Source organism: Mesorhizobium sp. WSM4844 (assembly GCF_055811775.1).
Genome location: NZ_JBVVQB010000006.1, coordinates 135,796 through 151,128 on the forward strand (window position 1 = coordinate 135,796; position 15,333 = coordinate 151,128).

At 62.6% G+C, this 15,333-nt stretch carries 16 protein-coding genes; 8 read left to right on the forward strand and 8 right to left on the reverse strand.

Annotated features, from left to right (window positions below; all coding sequences use genetic code 11):
- Positions 1–11: 11 nt before the first annotated feature.
- Both AC0L2A_RS07965 and coaD read right to left on the reverse strand, forming a co-directional pair.
- A complete protein-coding gene (locus tag AC0L2A_RS07965) occupies positions 12–602 on the reverse strand; it encodes a peptidylprolyl isomerase (RefSeq protein WP_473608250.1) in 591 nt (196 codons plus the stop codon).
- 74 nt (positions 603–676) lie between these two features.
- Positions 677–1,177, reverse strand: a complete 501-nt coding sequence (gene coaD, locus AC0L2A_RS07970; RefSeq protein ID WP_473608251.1) for a pantetheine-phosphate adenylyltransferase — start codon at positions 1,175–1,177, stop codon at positions 677–679.
- A gap of 325 nt (positions 1,178–1,502) precedes the next feature.
- Here coaD and AC0L2A_RS07975 point away from each other — a divergent pair, with 325 nt between their 5' ends.
- Positions 1,503–1,655, forward strand: coding sequence for a hypothetical protein (locus tag AC0L2A_RS07975; RefSeq protein WP_084646649.1), 153 nt, complete (start codon positions 1,503–1,505; stop codon positions 1,653–1,655).
- A gap of 60 nt (positions 1,656–1,715) precedes the next feature.
- Here the strand turns inward: AC0L2A_RS07975 and gyrA are convergent, their stop codons facing one another.
- Positions 1,716–4,526 carry a DNA gyrase subunit A gene (gyrA, locus tag AC0L2A_RS07980; protein WP_473608253.1) on the reverse strand — a complete coding sequence of 937 codons (2,811 nt, stop codon included), beginning with the start codon at positions 4,524–4,526 and terminating at the stop codon, positions 1,716–1,718.
- Between the two features lie 192 nt (positions 4,527–4,718).
- Complete coding sequence (locus AC0L2A_RS07985) at positions 4,719–5,573, reverse strand: helix-turn-helix transcriptional regulator (protein ID WP_473608317.1); 855 nt, start codon at positions 5,571–5,573, stop codon at positions 4,719–4,721.
- A gap of 85 nt (positions 5,574–5,658) precedes the next feature.
- Between AC0L2A_RS07985 and AC0L2A_RS07990 the strand changes: the two genes are divergently transcribed.
- Together AC0L2A_RS07990 and AC0L2A_RS07995 are read left to right on the forward strand one after the other, a co-directional pair.
- A complete protein-coding gene (locus tag AC0L2A_RS07990) occupies positions 5,659–6,195 on the forward strand; it encodes a hypothetical protein (protein WP_473608254.1) in 537 nt (178 codons plus the stop codon).
- A 77-nt stretch (positions 6,196–6,272) separates the two neighbouring features.
- The gene (locus AC0L2A_RS07995; RefSeq protein WP_473608255.1) at positions 6,273–6,902 is read left to right on the forward strand and encodes a MarC family protein; all 630 of its coding nucleotides are present in this window, start codon (positions 6,273–6,275) and stop codon (positions 6,900–6,902) included.
- A gap of 88 nt (positions 6,903–6,990) precedes the next feature.
- Here AC0L2A_RS07995 and AC0L2A_RS08000 read toward each other — a convergent pair whose 3' ends face one another.
- Both AC0L2A_RS08000 and AC0L2A_RS08005 read right to left on the reverse strand, forming a co-directional pair.
- Complete coding sequence (locus AC0L2A_RS08000; protein ID WP_023801163.1) at positions 6,991–7,416, reverse strand: OsmC family protein; 426 nt, start codon at positions 7,414–7,416, stop codon at positions 6,991–6,993.
- 132 nt (positions 7,417–7,548) lie between these two features.
- On the reverse strand, positions 7,549–8,067 hold the full coding sequence (locus tag AC0L2A_RS08005; RefSeq protein WP_473608257.1) for a single-stranded DNA-binding protein: 519 nt from the start codon (positions 8,065–8,067) through the stop codon (positions 7,549–7,551).
- 237 nt (positions 8,068–8,304) lie between these two features.
- Between AC0L2A_RS08005 and AC0L2A_RS08010 the strand changes: the two genes are divergently transcribed.
- Genes AC0L2A_RS08010 through AC0L2A_RS08020 form a run of 3 tightly spaced genes read left to right on the forward strand, consistent with a single transcriptional unit; the run spans position 8,305 to position 9,737 of the window.
- Positions 8,305–8,619, forward strand: coding sequence for an ArsR/SmtB family transcription factor (locus AC0L2A_RS08010; RefSeq protein ID WP_128172376.1), 315 nt, complete (start codon positions 8,305–8,307; stop codon positions 8,617–8,619).
- Complete coding sequence (locus tag AC0L2A_RS08015; protein WP_473608258.1) at positions 8,616–9,110, forward strand: SRPBCC family protein; 495 nt, start codon at positions 8,616–8,618, stop codon at positions 9,108–9,110. Before AC0L2A_RS08010 ends, AC0L2A_RS08015 begins: the two co-directional genes overlap by 4 nt.
- A gap of 21 nt (positions 9,111–9,131) precedes the next feature.
- On the forward strand, positions 9,132–9,737 hold the full coding sequence (locus AC0L2A_RS08020; protein ID WP_095520443.1) for an ATP-dependent Clp protease proteolytic subunit: 606 nt from the start codon (positions 9,132–9,134) through the stop codon (positions 9,735–9,737).
- 186 nt (positions 9,738–9,923) lie between these two features.
- Here the strand turns inward: AC0L2A_RS08020 and AC0L2A_RS08025 are convergent, their stop codons facing one another.
- The gene (locus tag AC0L2A_RS08025) at positions 9,924–10,178 is read right to left on the reverse strand and encodes a hypothetical protein (RefSeq protein WP_473608260.1); all 255 of its coding nucleotides are present in this window, start codon (positions 10,176–10,178) and stop codon (positions 9,924–9,926) included.
- Between the two features lie 719 nt (positions 10,179–10,897).
- Between AC0L2A_RS08025 and uvrA the strand changes: the two genes are divergently transcribed.
- Positions 10,898–13,819 carry an excinuclease ABC subunit UvrA gene (uvrA, locus tag AC0L2A_RS08030; protein ID WP_473608261.1) on the forward strand — a complete coding sequence of 974 codons (2,922 nt, stop codon included), beginning with the start codon at positions 10,898–10,900 and terminating at the stop codon, positions 13,817–13,819.
- Between the two features lie 188 nt (positions 13,820–14,007).
- Positions 14,008–14,814, forward strand: a complete 807-nt coding sequence (locus AC0L2A_RS08035; protein WP_473608263.1) for a DUF72 domain-containing protein — start codon at positions 14,008–14,010, stop codon at positions 14,812–14,814.
- Positions 14,815–14,845: 31 nt separating this feature from the next.
- Here AC0L2A_RS08035 and AC0L2A_RS08040 read toward each other — a convergent pair whose 3' ends face one another.
- Complete coding sequence (locus AC0L2A_RS08040) at positions 14,846–15,022, reverse strand: hypothetical protein (RefSeq protein WP_473608264.1); 177 nt, start codon at positions 15,020–15,022, stop codon at positions 14,846–14,848.
- Between the last annotated feature and the right edge of the window lie 311 nt (positions 15,023–15,333).

Below are 15,333 nucleotides of genomic sequence, written 5' to 3' on the forward strand. Positions count from 1 at the left end.
AATAAATGGGTTTACTTGCCGTCGGCGGCGATGCGCACCTTGATCATGCGATCGGGATCGGTGACGACCCCGTTCTGCGCCGCGTCGCCTTTCCTGATCTTGTCCACCAACTCCATGCCGTTCTCGACATTGCCGACGATGGTGTACTGGCCATCGAGCGGCGGCGCCGGCGCGAACATGATGAAGAACTGCGAATTGGCGGAATCCGGGTCCTGCGAGCGGGCCATCCCGAGCACGCCGCGCTGATAGCGCTCGGTCTTCGAGAATTCGGCCGGCAGGTCGGGAAGATCGGAACCGCCGGTGCCGACAGCGTCGGCGCTGAAGCCGTTCTTCATGTTGCCGAACTTCACGTCGCCGGTCTGCGCCATGAAGCCGTCGATGACACGGTGGAAAGCGACGTTGTCATAAGCGCCCTGGCGCACCAGCTTCTTGATCTGCTCGACATGCTTCGGCGCGAGATCGGGCCTGAGCGCGATGGTCACGTCGCCGTCCTTAAGCGTGATGATCATCGTGTTTTCCGGATCGGCGGCGAACGCCGAAACGGAGGCGGTCACAAGACCGAAAAGAACGACAAAACAGGTGGCGAGCCTTTTGAGCTGCATGGATCTTTCTCCGAAAACCTTCGTTTCACGCATGTCGTTGCCCCAAACCGGGTTCCACGTTTGGGCGACATGCATTATTTCGCAAATTTGGCGGTGAGTGCGCCAGCCACGGCCGCCGGCACGAAGGGGCGAATGTCGCCGCCCATCGCGGCTATCTGACGGACAAGTGTGGCGGTAATGGTTCGCACCGAAGGGCTGGCGGGCAGAAAAACCGTCTGCAGTTCCGGCGCCATGGTCTCGTTCATACCGGCCATCTGCATCTCGTAGTCGAGATCGGTGCCGTCGCGCAGGCCACGGATCATGATCGAGGCGCCCTGCTTCCTGGCAGCGTCGATGACCAGCCCGTCGAAAGCGACGACCTTGATGCGCGCGCCGTCGCGGCCGAATTCGGCCTTCGTCGCAGCTTCGATGAGGCCGACCCGCTCCTCGAACGAGAACAGCGGTTTCTTGCCGGGATGAATGCCGATCGCTGCATAGACGGTGTCCGCCACAGCCAGCGACGCCTTCAGCACGTCGAGATGGCCGTTGGTCGGCGGGTCGAAGGAGCCGGCATAAAGGGCGATGCGTTCGGTCATGGCAGGTGCTTCTAGCGAGCCTCTCTCGCAAAGGCAAATCCGATCGGCGAGCCGCCAATGCAAGTCGCCGCAAACGCCTGCCTTTGGGGCCTGACCCGAGGGTGCGCAGCGGTTTGGAACAACGGCATCCACCCAAACGGGGCTTCAAAGCGCATCGCCTGAGCCGCGGTAATCGCGATGCGCTTTGAGTGAACCTTTTGGCCGAGATGAACGACCAATGAATGGGCCGATCACGAAGGCTTCACGCAGCGTTCATTAGATTGCAGCTTCAGAAGATGAAACCAAAACCCCATTTGATCGTTGCTAGGTGCAGGAGAACACGCACATGCTGATCTACATGCTCGCCACCGCAATGACCATCGCCATGCTGATCGCCACCGTATTCGGGCTGCATCAGGAAGCAGAGCGCGTCCGCGCCAAGTCCAATGCCAAGCGGTTCGGAGGCTTCGGTATCCGCAAGCCTTCACGCCACTTCTGAAGCGGCTGCTATTTGTTGACGGCGCCGGCCCCATCTGGCCGGCACTCCCCAAATCAAGACCTACTCGGCGTTGTTGTCCGGGCCAGCGCCTTCAGTACCGGTATCCAGAGTTGCGTCGCCCTCGACATTCTCTTCGGCTTCCTCGTCCGACTGCGGTTCCGTTATCCGCTCCACCGAAACGACCTTCTCGCCGTCGGCAGTGTTGAAGATGGTCACGCCCTTGGTGGCGCGGCTGGCGAAGCGAATTCCGTTGACCGGCACGCGGATGACGGTGCCGCCATCCGAGACAAGCATGATCTGGTCGTCATTGCCGACCGGGAAAGTCGCCACCAGACGGCCGATCTCAGCCACTTTCGACACATCGGTGGCGCGAATGCCCTTGCCGCCGCGCCCTATCTGGCGGAAATCATAGGAAGACGAGCGCTTGCCGTAGCCATATTCCGTCACCGTCAGCACGAACTGCTCGTGTGCCTTGAGGAATTCGTAGCGCTCGTCGGAAAGCTCCGTCTCCTCGCCGACCTCCTCATTGGTGAGCTGGAAGTCTTCGTCCTCGCCCGCCGCAATGCCGGCGGCGAGCCGCCGTTCGGCCGCCACCCGCTTGAGATAAGCGGCGCGCTCGGCCGGCGACGCATCGACATGTTCGATCACCGCCATCGAGATCACCCGGTCGCTGGCAGCCATGGCGATGCCGCGCACGCCGACCGAGTTGCGGCTCTGGAAAACGCGCACGTCGCTGACCGAGAAGCGTATGCACTGGCCGGAGCTTGCGGTCAGCAGCACGTCGTCATTGTCGGTGCAGGTCTCGACGCCGAGTATCTCGTCGCCCTCCTCTTCCAGCTTCATGGCGATCTTGCCGTTGCGGTTGACCTGGACGAAATCCGACAGCTTGTTGCGGCGCACCGTGCCGCGCGTCGTGGCGAACATCACGTCGAGTTCGCCCCAGCTGGTCTCGTCCTCTGGCAGCGGCATAATGGTGGTGATGCGTTCGCCCTGCTCAAGCGGCAGCATGTTGATCAGCGCCTTGCCGCGCGACTGCGGGTTGCCGATCGGCAGGCGCCACACCTTTTCCTTGTAGACTATGCCGCGCGAGGAGAAGAACAGCACCGGCGTGTGCGTGTTGGCGACAAACAGCCGGGTGACGAAATCCTCTTCCTTGGTCGACATGCCGGAGCGGCCTTTGCCGCCGCGGCGCTGGGCCCGGTAGAGCGACAACGGCACACGCTTGATGTAGCCGGAATGGCTGACCGTCACGACCATGTCCTCGCGCTGGATCAGGTCCTCGTCTTCCATATCCGCCCCGCCATCGGACAGCTCGGTGCGGCGCGGCGTGCCGAACTCGTCGCGCACGGCGGCAAGCTCGTCCTTGACGATCTGCTGGATGCGCGCGCGGGACGACAAAATGTCAAGATAATCAACAATTTCCGCGCCGATCGTGTTCAACTCGTCGGCGATCTCGTCGCGGCCGAGCGCAGTCAGCCGCTGCAGGCGCAGTTCGAGGATGGCGCGCGCCTGTTCCTCGGACAGATTGTAGGTGCCGTCCTCGTTGATGCGGTGGCGCGGATCGTCGATCAGCAGGATCAGCGATTCGACGTCGCCCGAGGGCCAGCGCCGCTCCATCAACTGCTCGCGCGCCGTCTGCGGATCCGGCGCGCTGCGGATCAGCTTTATCACTTCGTCGATATTGGCGACGGCAATGGCAAGGCCGACCAGCACATGGGCACGGTCGCGCGCCTTGCGCAGCAGGAATTTCGTGCGCCGGCTGATCACGTCCTCGCGGAAGGCGACGAACGCCTTCAGCATGTCGGTCAGCGTCAGCAATTCCGGCTTGCCGCCGTTCAGCGCCACCATGTTGGCGCCGAACGACGTCTGCAGCGGCGTGAAACGGTAGAGTTGGTTGAGGATGACGTCGGCGACCGCGTCGCGCTTCAGTTCGATGACGACACGGTAGCCCTGGCGATCACTCTCGTCGCGGATGTCGGAAATGCCTTCGATACGCTTGTCGCGCACCAGCTCGGCCATCTTCTCGATCATCGACGACTTGTTCACCTGGTAGGGAACCTCGGTGATGACGATCGATTCACGGTCGTTGCCGCGCGCCTCGACGTTGACGCGGCCGCGCATGACGATAGAGCCGCGGCCGGTCGAATAGGCGCTGTAGATGCCGGAACGGCCGAGCACGATGCCGCCGGTCGGGAAATCCGGCCCTGGAATGATCTCCATCAGCGCCGGCAGATCGATCGCCGGATTGTCGATGAGGGCAATGGCGCCGTTGCAGACCTCGCCCAGGTTGTGCGGCGGGATGTTGGTGGCCATGCCGACGGCGATACCGCCGGAGCCGTTGACCAACAGGTTCGGAAAGCGCGCCGGCAGGACTTTCGGCTCGCTGCCGGACGCATCATAAGTGTCCTGGAAATCGACGGTGTCCTTGTCGATGTCTTCCAGCAACTCATGCGCGACCTTGGTGAGCCTCGATTCGGTGTAACGCATCGCCGCCGGCGGATCGCCGTCGATCGAGCCGAAATTGCCCTGCCCGTCGATCAGCGGCACGCGCAGCGACCAGTCCTGCGCCATCCGCACCAAGGCGTCGTAGATCGAGGCATCGCCATGCGGATGGTATTTACCCATCACGTCGGCGACCGGGCGAGCCGACTTCACATATTTGCGGTTCCAGTGGTAGCCGCTCTCATGGGCGGCGTAGAGGATGCGGCGATGCACCGGCTTCAACCCGTCGCGCACGTCGGGCAGCGCACGGCTGACGATCACGCTCATCGCGTAATCGAGATAGGAGCGCTGCATCTCCTCGATGATGGATATCGGCTCGATGCCGGTGGGCCCGCCGTCGGCGCCGCGCGGTGTCTTCTGGTCGGTCAAATCAGGTCACAATCAAATCGGGAATCACTCGGTGCTTATATAGGAAGCCGGGGCGAAACTCCAACGCCCGCGGCAGTTTTCCAGTGTCGGTTTTTGTGGTGATTTCAAAAGGATATCACTGATTGCGACGATATGGCCGAGGCGCTTTCGTGGCCGCCGGGGCAAAGCTCATTGGCAGGCCGATTTTTTGCTTCACAAAGCCGGAAGCACGGATGCGTTCGGCAATTTATCGCCTCGCCGCCGGAGCCGGTAGGCGCCGGGCGCCTCCCCCATCACGCGGCGGAAACGGCGGTTGAAGGTCGACAAATCGTTGAATCCGGCTTCGAAGGCGATCGTCGAGATCGCCTCGTCCGACATGCGCAGCCGCACTGCCGCCCTGTGCAGCCGGGTTTTCAGCACGAACTGGTAGGGCGTCATGCCCGCGACATCCCGGAAGCTGCGCAGGAAATGATAAGGACTGGTCGCCGTTTCGCTTGCAAGCTCGGCGAGCGAGACCGGCCTTTCGGCATCCTTTTCGATGCGCCGCACCGCCTCCGCAACGCGTTTCTGATCGCGGCGGCTCGGTGACCGGGCAGCGGGCGTGATACCGGAGGCGACGGCTGCGCCGGCAATCCGCAGTCCGAGTTCCTCGAACGCCTCGTTATCGGCCATCTCTCGCGCGGCTTCCGCCTCGGCCAGCAGCCGTGCCAGCGCCGGCAAGGGCGGCAGCCGCGCCGTCTCGAAGGCCAGCTTCTTCGCGCCCGGCGTGTCGGCGACGATCTGCTCCATATAGGCCGAGCTGAAATGATAGGAGATGCAGCGGTCGCCGGCGCCATGCTCGTGCCCACACTCGTAGCAAGTGCGCGGGTTGCCGAGCAGAACTGCGCCCGGCGTCAGCATCGCCGTGCCCTGGCGTGCGCGGTAGCGGAAGGTGCCGTTGGTCACCACTGCGACACAGAAGCTGCGATGCTCTTCCTCGAACGGGCGATCAGCGACACCGGCAGTGCAGACCACGTCCGACACCCGCCAGCCTTTTCCGGACGCCAGTGTATGCACGCTCGTCGTCATGGCCGAAAGATAGCAATTTTTCCCAAGCGCAAGAAGCCTGGCGCGGCCTATTCCTCCCGGCCTCCTGACAAAGTGGGCAGAAACCATGTTCAATTCGTCTTCCTTTGCCGAAGCCCTGCACAGTGACGGGCCAGACGCAGGCCTTGCCGAAAAACTGAACCTTTACGGCCGCTTCGTCGGCGCCTGGACGTTCGATGCCACGCGCCATCTCGAGGACGGCCAGGTGCTGACCGGACGCGGCGAGGTGCATTTCGGCTGGGTGCTCGAGGGCCGCGCGATCCAGGACGTATGGATCTTGCCCGTGCGGAACAGTGGCGCACAGAGCTCGCTCGGCAAATGGACCTTTTATGGCACGACACTGCGCGTCTATGACCCCGGCGTCGACGCCTGGCATATCTTCTGGAGCGATCCGCGCACCCAGTATTACAGCCGCCAGCTCGGCCGCGCCGAGGGCGACACCATCGTCCAGCAAGGCGCTGACGGCACCGGCGCCTCGGTGCGCTGGAGTTTTTCCCGGATCACCGAAAATTCGTTCCGCTGGCTGGGCGAACGCTCGCAGGACGATGGCGCGACCTGGCGGCTCGAAGTCGAGTTCCTGGCGCGGCGCACCGCCAGCGCCTGACCTGCATGGTTTCCCCTGACGCCGCTTTGCTCTACCAATGCTGGGATCTCGGGCACGGCCCGGCGGGAGGGTCAGAGATGCCGAGCTTCGACAGCCTGTTCAACGCCTTCGTCACCATTCTGGTGACCATCGACCCGCCCGGCCTGGCGCCGCTCTTCCTCGCCGTCACGCGCGGCATGAACCGCGAGGAGCGCAACCAGGTTTCCGTCCGCGCCTCGATCATCGCTTTCCTGGTGATGGCGCTGTTTGCAATCGCCGGCGCATCGATCCTGTCGGTGTTCGGCATCACGCTGCCGGCGTTCCGCGTCGCCGGCGGGTTCCTGCTGTTCTTCATCGCCTTCGAAATGGTGTTCGAGCGCCGGCAGGACCGCAAGGAGAAGATCGGCGACGTCGCCATCACCAAGGACATGATCCACAACATCGCCGCCTTTCCGCTGGCGATCCCGCTGATCGCCGGTCCCGGCGCGATATCAGCGACCGTCCTGCTGTCAGGCTCGTTTCCAGGTTTTGGCGCGCAGGCAGCCCTTGTCGGCATCATCGCGATCTGCCTTGTCCTCACCTATCTGGTGTTCGTGCTGGCCGAGCGCATCGACCGGGTCCTCGGCCAGACCGGCCGTTCGATCCTGACACGGCTGCTCGGTGTCATCCTGGCGGCGCTCGCCGTGCAGTTCGTCGCCGACGGCGTCAAGGCGTTGATGGCAGCATGAAAATGAAGGCGGCCTCGCGCTTGATTGCCGAGGCCGTCATTTTCGTTGTCCATCTCGCGCAACGAACCGCCACTGGGCGGACGCTATCCTACTTCGCCGTCGTATCAATAACTTCGAAGTCGTGGGTGATCTCGGCGGTCTTGGCCATCATTGCCGAGGCCGAGCAGTATTTTTCGATCGAAAGATCGATTGCCCGCCTGACCTTGTCGTGCGAAAGCGCGCGGCCCTTGACGATGAAATGCATATGGATGCGGGTGAACACCCGCGGCTCCTTCTCCGCCCGGTCGGCATCGAGTTCGACCACGCAGTCCTCGACCGCCTCGCGGCCCTTTTCGAGGATGTGGACGACATCATAGGCCGAGCAGCCGCCAGTGCCGAGCAGCACCAGTTCCATCGGGCTTGGCCCCGGCGTCTTGCCATCCGGTCCGAACGCGGTTCCCAGCACCACCTTGTGACCGCTGCCGGACTCGCCGACGAAAGTACGCTCCTCGACCCATTTGACCCGTGCTTTCACCTGATACGTCCTTTCACCGCACACCACTCAAACGCACAACGTCCCGAAAATCCGAGACAGATTTTCGGGACGCCAATGCGTGGCCTCAAATAGCTGGCTGTCAGCTCGCGCAGAGCCGCTTGCTCCAAGCGATCAGAACGGAATTTCGTCGTCGAGTTCGCGCGACGAACCGCCGCCACCCTTGTTGCCGCCACCGCCGCCGCGATTGAGATTCTCGCCCGGGCCGGACTGGCCGAAATCGGAACCGCGACTGCTGCCGCCACCGGCATAGCTGCCGACCTGACCGCCCTCGCCCTGCCCGCGTGCGTCGAGCATCTGCAGCTCGCCACGGAATTTCTGCAGCACGATTTCAGTCGTGTAGCGGTCATTGCCGGTCTGGTCCTGCCATTTGCGCGTCTGCAACTGGCCCTCGACATAAACCTTCGCGCCCTTCTTCAGATACTGCTCGGCGACCTTGGCGAGCTGCTCGTTGAAGATGACGACATTGTGCCACTCGGTCTTTTCCTTGCGCTCGCCGGAAGTCTTGTCGCGCCAGCTTTCCGACGTGGCGATGCGGATATTGACGACCGGCTCACCCGAATTCAAACGGCGGATTTCCGGGTCCGCCCCGAGATTGCCCACCAGAATGACCTTGTTGACGCTACCCGCCATGATACTTCTCCGCGCTCATCCGAAACAAATTTTCTCGCTCTCACCTTATAGACTGCGGACATTCCCCGCCTGCCGTGGCTGGCTTTTCCCACAAGGTTTTTTGTTCTCTTTTCGTTCTAAAACCATCAATCCGTTTTGTCAAGGAATGTCAGCAATCGATGGGTTCCGCCGTGCCGTTCCATATGGGCGCGAAAAGACTGCTTGCCAAATCAATAAGTGTAGACTTATGCTTTTGCTATGATCGAAGCCGAGATTTTTCGAGCGCTTGCCGACCCGACGCGCCGCGCCGTCTACGAACGGCTCGCCGCCGGCGAGATGACGGTGTCGGAGCTGCGCAGCGGCACGAGCGTGTCGCAACCGGCCGTGTCGCAGCATCTCGCAGTGCTGCGCGGCGCCGGCCTGGTGACCGAGCGGCGAGCCGGCCGCAACTCCTATTATCGCGCCGATCCGCAAGGGCTTGAGCCTCTGCTCGGCTGGATCGAGCGTTACCGTGCGTTCTGGCCCGAGCGTATCGAACGGCTCAAGGCGGTTTTGAAGGATATGGACCAATGACGGCAAAACAGCATTCAAACATGGCGGCAGACTCGATCGAGTTCGAGTGCGAGCTCCCAGACCCGCCGGAAAAAGTGTGGCGGGCGCTGACGGTGCCGGACCTGCTCGCGGCCTGGATGATGCCGAACGACATCAAGCCCGAGACTGGCAGCCGCTTTGCCTTTGACAAGGCGGATGCACCGATCGAGTGCGAAATCCTCGACGCCGAGCCCGAACGCCTGCTGCGTTATTCCTGGCGGGAGCGGCCGGCGCCTGGCAACGCAGCGGATCCGGTCACCAGCCCGCTGGACGGCCCAATGGACAGCATCGTCACCTTCACGCTCGACCGCACGGTGTCGGGCGGAACGCATCTGCGCATCGTCCACGACGGATTTGCGCGAGTAGCGACGCCTGCGGTTGCCGGCGCCGGTTGCCGGCTTTCACTCAACGCGCACAACCCCAGACAGACCATAGCCGCAAACACGCCTCGCCTCTCCCTGCGCGCGGCCTGAACAGCACAACGGAGAAAAGCGATGAGCGGTTTTGCCAACCTGGTGCCGATGGTGATCGAGCAGTCGAGCCGCGGCGAACGCGCCTTCGACATTTTCTCGCGGCTGCTGCGCGAGCGCATCGTCTTCATCAACGGTCCGATCGACGACAATGTGTCGGCGCTGGTCTGTGCCCAGCTCCTGTCGCTGGAATCCGACAATCCAGACAAGGAGATTTCGCTCTACATCAACTCGCCTGGCGGTGTGGTGACCAGCGGCTTCGCCATCTACGACACGATGCAGTACGTTTCTTGCCCCGTGTCGACCGTCTGCATGGGCTTTGCTGCGTCGATGGCCTCCTTCCTGCTGATGGCCGGCACACCGGGGCGACGCATCGCGCTGCCCAACACCAGCATCCTGCTGCACCAGCCGTCAGGCGGTTTCCAGGGCCAGGCCTCCGACATCCAGCGCCACGCCGAAGGCATCCTCAGGACCAAGCGGCGCATGACCGAGCTTTACGCGCACCACTGTGGTCGCACGTTCGAAGAGGTCGAACGCACACTCGACCGCGACCATTTCATGACCGCCGCGGAGGCAAAGACATGGGGCCTTGTCGACCATGTTTTTGATACGCGCAAACAGGCGGCTTGAAAGCCGAACGCCATGAGCGATAGCAGCCAAGCCGTTCGGCCAGTTTGATCGCCACCGGTCTGGCTTCGGCCAGAGTGCGGCGATACAGTCCGCCGATGTCCAGGATTTCAAGCATTTGCTCGAATCGGCTGATTGTCGGTGTCGCCATCGCGGCGATACCTCCGGCACGGCGTTCGCCGGAGACATTCAACGCCGCCGCACGAAGGCACGCTGCCCGGCGTGACCAATGACTACCGTATCGCCACGCCGGCTGCCGAACCCGACGATGCCGTGCCCAGCGACAACAGCCAGTTTAGGATTGGCGATACCGACGTCAGGATTTCCGGCAGCATAATTTTCGATGTCGGCGTCGGCGCAATTGAAGCCCCCGGCGACAGGACACGTCCATCGGCGATAGGACACGTCCATCATCGCTGCCACAATGTCAGGAGTGTCAGGCATTCGTGCTGCGCTTGCGCCATTGAAACGAATAGCCCCGCCGCTGCTTCCGCAAACGGTCGGGGCTTTCTTGGATCTGAAATCCAATGGCCGGGAGCGAACTGCCGGCTCTTTGATCTCGGATGCTTCGCGGCGTTCAGCCGACGATCCGACTAGTAGTCTCTGATTTTAATGGGATCGGCAGGTCACGGTTTGTCGGGCGGCGCAAACGCCTGGCCCCTGGCACTTATGCCTGCCGCGGCTCCAGTGACACGTGGAGCCTCAAGGGACTGTCCGGTGGAGTCATTCCTCTGCTCTCCTCTTCTGTCCATTGCGACTGGTGTCGTCCGAAGCGCATATCGCAAAAGCCTGCAACTCGTGCAGGCCGCCTTAGGGCGGCGAGGCCATCGAAAGATAGTCGGCTTCGGTGACGCTTGGAGTCTGACTCCTTGAGGTTAAGACGTCAACAGCTGGATAGCCGATTTACCAAAAACGTGATCGCTTGTGTGGCGAATCCAAAATTTGCATCCGTTTTGAGCAGCGCGACGTTGGCTGTGGATAGTGGACGCATTTGTCAGGAGCGTGTTCGGCCTTTGTTCTTTCCGCTTGCTCGCCCGCGCGAAAGACGGTTAAAGGCTTTGGTCGAGAGTTCTCTCGAAATGGTGAGCGAAATTACCTACATGGGAGATGGCCGGGACAACCCGCCATCCCACGAGATTCCAGATCTGAGGCGGCGACCGGCGATGGCCGACCATAAATATCTTTCCATTCGCGGGGCGCGCGAACACAATCTGAAGAATGTCGATCTCGACCTGCCGCGTGACAGCCTGATCGTCATGACCGGGCTGTCGGGGTCCGGCAAGTCGTCGCTTGCCTTCGACACCATCTATGCCGAGGGCCAGCGCCGCTACGTCGAGAGCCTGTCGGCCTATGCGCGGCAGTTCCTCGAAATGATGCAGAAGCCTGATGTCGACCAGATCGACGGCTTGTCGCCGGCCATCTCCATCGAGCAGAAGACCACGTCGAAGAACCCGCGCTCGACGGTCGGCACCGTCACCGAGATCTACGACTACATGCGGCTGCTGTTCGCGCGCGTCGGCATCCCCTATTCGCCGGCCACCGGCCTGCCGATCGAGAGCCAGACGGTTTCGCAGATGGTTGACCGCGTGCTGGCGGTCGAGGAAGGCACGCGTCTGTTCATCCTGGCGCCGATGGTGCGAGGCCGCAAAGGCGAATACCGCAAGGAACTGCTGGAGCTGCAGAAAAAGGGTTTTCAGCGCGTCAAGGTCGACGGTGTCTTTTACGAGATCGCCGACGTGCCGGCGCTGGACAAGAAGTACAAGCATGACCTCGACGTCGTCGTCGACCGCATCGTCGTGCGCGGCGATCTGGCGACGCGGCTTGCCGATTCCATCGAGACCGCGCTGAAGCTCGCCGACGGGCTGGCGGTGGCCGAATTCGCCGACCGGCCGCTCGACGCCAGCCAGACCGGCGAGGATTCGGTCAACAAATCGAAGAACGAGACGCATGAGCGCATCCTGTTCTCCGAAAAATTCGCCTGCCCGGTGTCCGGCTTCACCATTCCCGAGATCGAGCCCAGGCTGTTCTCCTTCAACAACCCGTTCGGCGCCTGCCCGACCTGCGACGGCCTCGGCAGCCAGCGCGCCATCGACGCCAGCCTGATCGTGCCCGACGACAATCTGTCGCTGCGCGCCGGCGCCGTCAGCCCATGGGCGAAATCGACCTCACCCTATTACGTGCAGACACTCGAGGCGCTGGGCAAGGCTTATGGCTTCAAGCTCGGCGACAAGTTCCGGGACCTGACCGCAGAGGCAAAGCAAGCCATCCTGCACGGCACCGGCGAGCGCGAGGTCACTTTCCAGTATGATGACGGCCTGCGCTCCTACCAGACGACAAAGACATTCGAAGGCGTCATCCCCAACCTCGAGCGGCGCTGGAAGGAAACCGAATCCGCCTGGATGCGCGAGGAGATCGAGCGCTTCATGTCGGCCACGCCTTGCCCGGCCTGCCGCGGCTACCGGCTGAAGCCGGAAGCGCTGGCGGTGAAGATTGCGGGGAAGCACATCGGCGAGGTCACCGAGCTGTCGATCCGCAAGGCCGACCAATGGTTCACCGAGCTGCCCGCCGCACTCAGCGACAAGCAGAACGAGATCGCGGTGCGCGTGCTCAAGGAAATCCGCGAGCGGCTGCGCTTCCTCAACGATGTCGGGCTCGACTACCTGACGCTGTCGCGCAATTCCGGCACGCTGTCGGGCGGCGAGAGCCAGCGCATTCGGCTGGCCTCGCAGATCGGCTCCGGCCTCACCGGCGTGCTCTATGTGCTGGACGAGCCGTCGATCGGACTGCACCAGCGCGACAATGCGCGCCTGCTCGACACGCTGAAGCATTTGCGCGACATCGGCAACACGGTGATCGTCGTCGAGCATGACGAGGACGCCATCCTGCATGCCGACTATGTTGTCGATATCGGCCCGGCCGCCGGCATCCACGGCGGCCACATCATCGCGCAGGGAACGCCGCAGCAGATCATGGCCAGCCCCGCCTCGATCACCGGCAAATATCTGTCCGGCGAGCTCGAAGTGGCGACGCCGGCGGCGCGGCGCGAGGCCAAGAAGAACCGGCGCCTGAAGATCGTCGGCGCGCGCGGCAACAATCTGAAGAATGTTACCGCCGAAATCCCGCTCGGCACCTTCACCGCCGTCACCGGCGTCTCCGGCGGCGGCAAGTCGACCTTCCTGATCGAGACCTTGTTCAAGGCAGCGTCGCGCCGCATCATGGGTTCGCGCGAGCATCCGGCCGAGCACGACCGCATCGAGGGCCTCGAATTCCTCGACAAGGTCATCGATATCGACCAGTCGCCTATAGGGCGGACGCCGCGCTCCAATCCCGCCACCTATACCGGCGCCTTCACGCCGATCCGCGACTGGTTCGCCGGGCTGCCGGAGTCCAAGGCGCGCGGCTATCAGCCAGGTCGCTTCTCGTTCAACGTCAAGGGCGGTCGCTGCGAGGCCTGCCAAGGCGACGGCGTCATCAAGATCGAGATGCACTTTTTGCCCGACGTCTATGTCACCTGCGACGTCTGCCACGGCAAGCGCTACAACAGAGAGACGCTCGACGTCCTATTCAAGGGCAAGTCGATTGCCGACGTGCTCGACATGACGGTCGAGGAAGGCGTCGATTTCTTCGCCGCCGTGCCCGGCGTGCGCGACAAGTTGGAGACGCTGAAGCAGGTCGGCCTCGGCTACATCCATGTCGGCCAGCAGGCGACGACGTTGTCGGGCGGCGAGGCGCAGCGCATCAAGCTGGCCAAGGAACTGTCGCGCAAGGCGACCGGCAAGACGCTCTACATCCTCGACGAGCCGACCACCGGCCTGCATTTCCACGATGTCGCCAAGCTCTTGGAAGTGCTGCACGAGCTGGTCGACCAGGGCAACACGGTGGTCGTCATCGAGCACAATCTCGAAGTTATCAAGACTGCCGACTGGGTGCTCGACCTCGGCCCCGAAGGCGGCGACGGTGGCGGCGAGCTCGTGGCCTCTGGCACGCCGGAGGATATCGTCCGCGAAAAACGCAGCTACACCGGCCAGTTCCTCAGGGAACTTTTGGAGCGGCGCCCCGGAGGCAAGCGCGAAGCGGCGGAGTGAGTGAAGACTGGCTGGCGTCTGGAAGAACCTCAAATGAAGATCAGAAGAGCGCTTGCCGGTGATCCTGATGCTGTCGTCCGGCTGACGCAAGCCGTCTTTGCGCCCTACGCCCAATCCGCATTTCGACATGGCTAAAGCTGTCGAAACGCTCGCTACGGCCTGATCCATTTCAACCCGGGAGGACGACCATGACTCAATCTGGAACAATCCGCGCCGGCATGGGCGGCTGGACCTTCGAGCCCTGGGACAAGTCTTTCTACCCGGACAAGTTGTCCAAGGCGAAGCAACTGCACTATGCAACCCGGCAGGTGCCAAGCATCGAGGTCAACGGCACGTACTATTCGAGTTTCAAGGAGCCGACCTTCGTCAAATGGGCAAACGAAGCGCCGGACGGTTTTGTCTATTCGCTGAAGGGCAACCGTTTCGTCACCAACCGCCGCGTGCTCGGTGAAGCCGGCGAGTCGATGACGCGTTTCCTGGGATCGGGCGTCGCCGCGCTCGGCGACAAGCTCGGGCCGATCCTGTGGCAGTTCGCGCCAACCAAAAAATTCGACCCGGACGATTTCGAGGCTTTCCTCAAGCTGTTGCCTGAGAAGCAGGACGGCGTTGCGCTGCGCCATGCGGTCGAGGTGCGCAACGACAGTTTCGTCGTGCCGGAATTCGCCGCCCTGGCGCGCCAATACAAGGTCGCGATCGTCTATGCCGACCACGCCAAATATCCAGCAATAGCCGACGTCACCGGTGATTTCATTTATGTCCGGCTGCAGACCGGCAGCGACGACAATCCCGACTGCTACACGCCGGAGGCGCTCGACGAATGGGCGGCGCGGGCAAAGACCTGGGCCCAGGGCAAGGCGCCGGCCGACCTGCCGCGTGCCGATCCCTCAACCGAAGCGCCGCTCAAACCGCGTGATGTGTTCGTCTACTTCATCACCGAAGGCAAGGCCCGCGCGCCGTTCGGCGCCATGGCGCTGATGAAGCGCGTCACAGGCTGACGTTGGCGGCACATCGCGCCCACCCCTTCGGTCATGCCGCAACCACGATTTCGTTGTAGGCATCGAGATCGACGAAGAACACCTTGGTGAGCTCCGCGATCAGTTCGTCGTGGTCGTATCCTTGCGATTTCAGAATATCGATGGCGGTCATGATGTCGACGCGCTCGGTAAGCCGTCGTTTCTGGTGGTCCTCGAGGTAACGTTCCATCGGCTGCCCTGGCCCAAGTGCGTTTGAATAACGATCAGATTCCCGGAAGGGGGCTGCACGGAACGTGCCGGCTGAGCCTGCGCCTGATCTGTCGACGTGACTGATACGGAAAGCGGCCGACTCAACAAGGCCAAGCAAAGCCTAGCATGCAATCTTCAGCGCGCCAGAGGCGTTCAGGAACAAAGGCGTTCAGGAAAGACTGGGCGGGCATTCGCGACTTGGGGGGGGGGGGGGGGGGGGGCGGCGCGCGGGCCCGCGGGGGGGGCGGGGGGGGGGGCCCCCCCCCACAGAAATTAAAAAAAAAACCCCCC